Origin of the sequence: Enterobacter cloacae complex sp. ESBL7 (assembly GCF_041679625.1) — a bacterium.
Taxonomy (GTDB): domain Bacteria; phylum Pseudomonadota; class Gammaproteobacteria; order Enterobacterales; family Enterobacteriaceae; genus Enterobacter; species Enterobacter asburiae_B.
Genome location: NZ_JBGORN010000022.1, coordinates 1 through 5,917, shown reverse-complemented (window position 1 = coordinate 5,917; position 5,917 = coordinate 1). Strand labels below are relative to the sequence as shown.

The window sequence follows — 5,917 nt, the reverse complement described above, 5'->3', positions numbered from 1 at the left end:
CTGCGCTACCCCGACTGGCTCGGCCCGGATCATGTGAGCGTTAACTGGCGCATTGCCTTCATGCTTTAAGAGACTCTACGACTATGGATACCCGTCACCCACCCGTTCGTTTCTCGCAGCGTCTGATCAGCTGGATTGTCTGCGGCCTGATGGTCTGGCAGCCGGTGGCACCCGCCGTCGCGGCGGCGCTTACGCCGGCCGGGCAGACCACGGTCGACCGGGCCGGGAACGGGGTGCCGGTCGTCAACATCGCCACCCCGAACGGGGCGGGTATCTCGCATAACCAGTTCGGCGAGTATAACGTCGGCAGCGAGGGGCTTATCCTCAACAACGGCACGGACCGTTTAACCCGGACCCAGCTGGGCGGGCTTATCCAGAACAACCCCAACCTGCAGGCCGGGCGGGAAGCGAAAGGCATCATCAACGAAGTCACGGGCGCCAGCCGCTCGCAGCTGCAGGGCTACACGGAAGTCGCCGGCAGGGCCGCAAACGTCATGGTGGCCAACCCGTACGGCATTACCTGTAACGGGTGCGGATTTATCAACACCCCGAACGTCACCCTGACCACCGGCAAGCCGCAGTTTGACGCCAGCGGTAACCTGCTGGCGCTGGAGGTGACGAAAGGGGCCATCACGGTTGAAGGCCAGGGGCTGGACGCCAGCAAGAGCGACGCGCTGTCGATTATTGCGCGCGCAACGGAGGTGAACGCCGCGATACACGCGAACGACCTGACGGTGACCGCAGGGGCGAACCGCGTGGGTGCAGACGGCAGCGTCAGGCCGGTTGCCGGCGAGGGCGCCGCGCCCGTGGTGGCGGTGGATACCGGCGCGCTCGGCGGGATGTATGCCAGCCGTATCCGCCTGGTCTCCAGCGAGGCGGGCGTCGGGGTGAACCTCGGCAACCTCACCGCGCGCCAGGGCGACATTCAGCTGGATGCGGGCGGGAAACTGACGGTCAGGAACAGCCTCGCCAGCGGCTCGATTCGCGCGAAGGGCGCGGGGGTGGCCCTCAGCGGCAGCCATCAGGCCGGTGGCGCGCTGAACGTGGCCAGCTCGCAGGATGTGGAACTCAGTAACAGCACGCTCGCCAGCCAGGGCGACATGCGCCTTTCCGCGGCGGGGAAAGTGCAGATGACGGGCGGCGGGACAAACAGCGCGGGCGCGCTGGCGGTCAGCAGCGGGCAGGCGATGACGCTCAGCAATACCTCCCTTATCTCCCGCGGCGCGGCGACGCTGGACAGTCAGGACACCCTTACCGTCAGCGGCGGCGGCGTGTCGGCACAGGGCGGGGCGCTGACCGTCGCGGGCGGGCAGGGGATGGCACTTTCGGATGCAACGCTGACGGGCCAGGCCGACACCACGCTGTCCACCGGCGGCAGCCTGACGCAGCGCGGCGGCAGCGTCACCGGCAGGGGCGCGCTCAGCGTGGCGGCCGGGAAGGATATCACCCTGACGAATACCCGCAGCGGAAGCGATACCCGCGCGACCCTCAGCAGCGGCGGCACGCTGTCATCCACGGGCAGTGCGGTCTCGGCAGGGGAGAGCCTGGCGCTGAGCGGCGGGCAGCTGGTGCTGGACGGCCAGAGCCGGGCCGATGCCGCGGCCGATATCCGCCTGACGGGCAGCACCGTCAGTAACCAGGGGCAGGTGAATGCGGGGCGCGACATTGCGCTCTCCGGCGACAGGGTGTCCAGCAGCGGCCTGCTGGCGGCGAAAGGCCGTCTGGACGTGAACGCCGGAGAGCTGACGAACGGCGGCACGGCGCAGGGCAGCGACGTCACCCTGCAGGGACAGACGGTGACCAACAGCGGCACCCTGCAGAGCGCCGGCAGCCTGGCGTTAAGCGCCGGAACCCTGGCGCAGCGGGGCACGCTGAGCGCGAAGGGCAATGCGGACGTCACGGCGCAGCAGGCCCTGCGTAACGACGGCAGCCTGCTGGCTGACGGCGCGATGAACGTGACCGCAGGCGTGCTTGAGCAGAACGGCACCCTGTCCGGCGCGACGGCGCTGACGGCGCAGGCCGGCACCCTGACCAGCGGTCAGGCGTCCCGCACGACCAGCCAGGGCAATATACAGATTACCGCGACCCGCAGCGCCAGCCTGAACGGGCAGACGGACGCGGCGGGGGCGGTCACCGTCAGCGCCGGCGACCTGACCACCGGCCGGGACGCGCACCTGCAGAGCGGGCAGGGGCTCACCCTGCAGGCGCAGAACGCCGCGCTGAACGGCACCCAGGCGGCGAAAGGCGCCCTGTCGGTGACGGCGGGCACGATTGCGCACGCCGGGAAATCCACCGGTGACGCGCTGAGCTTTAACGCGACCGGCGACCTGACCAGCGGCGGGGAGCTCACCGCCGGCACCCTCACGCTCAGCGGACAGAACATCCTCCAGTCCGGCGCCGCAAAAGCGGACCGCATGACCCTGACGGCCCCCGGGCGCATCACCAGCAGCGGTTCGCTGATTGCCGGTACCCTCTCCCTGGACGCTGCCTCGGTGGAGAACGGCGGGCTGCTGCAGGGGACCACCCTGCTCGGCCTGAAGACCGGGTCACTCGCGAACCTCGCGGGCGGGTCGGTCTACAGCGCGCAGGATTTAACGCTGAACGTTCCGGTGCTGACCAACGGCGGGCTTATCACCACCGACGGCACGCTGCGCATTAAAGGCGACACGCTGACCAACCAGGGCGAAATCAACGGCGTCAGCCTGAGCAGCGACTACCTCAGCCTGACCAGCAGCGGACGCCTGCTGGCGGACGACCGGCTCACCCTGAACGGCACTACTCTGGTTAACGCGGGCAGTATTGCCGCCGGCGACCTGCACATCACGGCGGACAGCCTGGAGAACCAGGGCACCGTCGAGGGGGACGCGGCCCTGACGCTCGGCGTGGCAGACCTCACTAACCGCGGCGCGCTGCGCAGCGGCGGAACGCTGACGCTCAGCGGCGACACCCTTACCAGCAGCGGCGAGCTCAGCGCCACCGCGCTGCTGCTGAACCTGACCCGCCAGGTCAGCAACGAGGCGGGCGGCCGGGTGATTGCCCGGGACGGCCTGACGCTGACCGCCGCCAGCCTGACCAACAGCGGGCTGATGGCCGGTGCCGACGCGCAGTTTAACAGCGCGTCGGTGACCAACGGCGGCACGCTGCAGGGGACTCATTCCCTGACGGCGACGGGGGCACAGCTCAGCAACCTGCAGGCGGGCATGCTGCTCTCCGGTGGCGCGCTCGGCCTGCACCACACCACCCTTAACAACGCCGGGCTCATGCAGGGCAACACCCTGAACCTGGCCACCGGCGAGTGGATGAACACCGGTAACGCGCTGGGGGAAGCGGGCGTGACGGCGGCGGTGACCGGCACGCTGACCAACAGCGGTAAGGTGCTCAGCCAGCAGGCGCTGGACGTTCAGGCCGGCAATACCGGTAACCGGGGCCAGCTGCTGGCGAAAGTGCTGACCCTGCGGGGCGACCTGCAGAACAGCGGCCTGCTTCAGGGCAGCAGCACGCTGGCCTGGTCCGGCAACACCTTCGCGAACCAGACTCAGGGGCAGGTGACGGGCGGTGAGACCCTCACCCTGAGCGGACACACGCTCAGCAATGCGGGCAGCCTGCAGGGGCGCAGCGCGACGCTGGATGCCGCAGGCCTGAATAACCAGGGCAGCGTTCAGGCGCTGGACGCCCTGACGCTTGCCGCGACCGGCAGGCTGGACAACACGGGCGCCCTGCTCAGCCAGAACCTGTTCACGCTGACGGCGGCGCAGCTGTTTAACGACGGCCGGCTGGCGGGGAAAGCGCTGACGGTGAGCGCCGCGCAGCTGACCAACACCGGCATGCTGCAGGGCAACGACACGCTGGCGCTGACCACCCGCACGCTGAGCAACGGCGCCACCGGGCAGCTGGTGAGCGGAAGCGGCCTGAAACTGTCCCTGGACACGCTCGATAACGCCGGTCTGCTGCTGGTGAACGGCGGGCTCACCCTCCGGGGCAGCGACCTGACCAACCGGGGCGATATTCAGGCGCAGGACCTGGATTTGGGGCTGGGCAACGCCCTGAGCAATACCGGGAACATCGTGGCCACCGGCGATGCCGCGCTTCACGCGACGACGCTGACCAGCAGCGGCACGGTGGCGGGCAGAACGCTGACCGCAGGCGCGACGGAGCTGCGCAACAGCGGCCTGATGCAGGGCAGCAGCGCGGTTAACGCCGCCGCTGACCGCTTTATCAACGCGCTGAACGGCAAATGGCTCTCCGGCGGCGGCTTCACGCTGACGGGCGGGCAGCTGACGAACGCCGGCACGCTGCAGGGCGCGACGCTGGACATGACCGGCACCACCCTGACCAGCAGCGGCACGGTGAACGGGCTGGCGGGGCTCAGCGGCACGCTCGGCGGGGCGTTAACCAATACCGGGCTGCTGCAGAGCGGCGGCGCAACCACCTTCACCGCGGACACCCTGGCGAACCCGGGGCGCATCACCGGCGGCACGCTCTCCCTGACCGCCCGCGAGATGAACAACGACGGGCTGATGCAGGGAACGAACGGTCTGGCGCTCACCGGCACCGCGCTGACCACGGGCGCGGCCTCGCGCACCCTCTCCGGCGGCATGCTGACGCTGGACGCAGGCCAGCTGGCCACGCAGGGCACGCTGCAGGGGAACGGCGCGGACATCCGCGCCACCGGCGACTGGACGCACGGCGGGTCCCTGCTCAGCCAGGGGGCGCTGACGGCCGCGACCGGCGGCACGCTGACCTCGTCCGGCTCGCTGATGAGCCAGGGGCGGGCGGATATCACCGCACAGACGCTGGATAACCGCGGGCAGCTCCTCAGCGAAGGAGACGTGACGCTCGGCGGCAGCACCCTTAAAAACAGCGGCACCGTGCAGGGGAACACCCTCGCGCTGCGCCAGGACAGCATTAACAACCAGGGCACCCTGACCGGCCTGCAGAGCCTGACCGTTCAGGGGCAGCAGCGGCTGATGGCGCGCATGGCGATGGCCGCGCCGCAGCAGGCGCTGATTAACGGCGCTGGCGGCAGGCTTCTCGCTCAGGGCGCGCTGACCATTGCCTCCGGGGCGGTGACCAACGCCGGCAGCTGGCAGGCGCAGAACATCCTGCTTAACGCGCAGTCGCTCAGCAACAGCGGCACGGTGCAGAGCGCCGACGGGCTGCAGATGACGCTGGGCGACACGCTCACCGGAACCACGGGCAGTAAGATTACCGCGCTGGGTGCGGCAACGCTGCAGGCCGCGACGCTGGCGAACCAGGGGCAGTGGGCGGCGAAAAACCTGACGCTGACCGGCGGCACGCTCAGCAACAGCGGCGCCATCAGCGGGGTGAATGGCCTGACCCTCAGCCAGACCGGCGCGGTCAGCCAGCAGTCGACCGGGACCCTGCTCTCCGGCGGGGCGCTGAACGTCACGGCGGCCTCCGTCACCAGCGACGGCAAAATGCAGGGGAGCACGCTCGGCATCACCACCGGGGCGCTCACCAACGGCGGACGTCTGCAGGGCGATAACGGCGCGACGCTGGCCCTCAGCGGCACGCTGACCAACAGCAGCGGGGGCGAAATCGTCAGCCGCGATGGCCTGACGCTGACCACGCCCGCGCTGTTTAACTACGGCCTGATTCAGGGCGGCGGCGAGACGCGCGTGACCGCCTCCTCGCAGGCGCGTAACGACGGCAGGCTGCTCTCCGGCGCGCGCCTGACGCTCGGCACGCCGCAGTTCACCGGCACCGGCTGGCTGCAGGCCACCGACCTGATACTCAATGCGGCAAACGCCACTAACGGCGGCACGTGGGTGGCCGACCGGGCCACGCTGACCGGCACCACCTTTGCCAGCCAGGGCACCACCCAGGCGGGACAGCTGACGGTTAACTACGGCCAGCTGAACAACAGCGGCACGCTGCTCGGCAACGCGCAGCTGAA

At 69.6% G+C, this 5,917-nt stretch carries 1 pseudogene; it reads left to right on the top strand.

The annotated features are described in order from the left end of the window. Positions 1 to 83: 83 nt before the first annotated feature. Positions 84 to 5,917: pseudogene (gene cdiA / locus ACERY3_RS25205) on the top strand (contact-dependent inhibition toxin CdiA); the annotation flags it as partial.